This window comes from Exiguobacterium sp. s127 (assembly GCF_018618695.1).
GTDB lineage: Bacteria > Bacillota > Bacilli > Exiguobacteriales > Exiguobacteriaceae > Exiguobacterium_A > Exiguobacterium_A oxidotolerans.
The window spans coordinates 1-238 of record NZ_JACSMO010000043.1 but is presented as its reverse complement, the minus strand read 5'-3'; the positions used below and the strand labels follow the sequence as shown (position 1 = coordinate 238).

Sequence of the window (238 nt, the reverse complement as noted above, 5' to 3'; positions counted from 1 at the left end):
TCACAGGGGGAAGCCCCCAACTACTTTCGGCGTTCAAGTGCTTAACTTCCGTGTTCGGCATGGGAACGGGTGTGACCACTTGGCTATCGCCACCAGACATCTATTATCTTAACATTATGTTTCCATAACGTCAAGCACTTTTTTTGAAAGGCTCGCGCCCTCAAAACTGAAGTCATCAACAATCATCTGCTAGAACAAGGCCTCGACCGATTAGTATCACTCAGCTCCGCATGTCACC

1 rRNA gene is annotated in these 238 nt (G+C 48.3%); it reads right to left on the bottom strand.

Going from position 1 to position 238, the window contains the following annotated elements:
- A 5S ribosomal RNA gene (gene rrf, locus KNP98_RS15980) occupies positions 1 to 97 on the bottom strand; the annotation flags it as partial.
- Between the last annotated feature and the right edge of the window lie 141 nt (positions 98 to 238).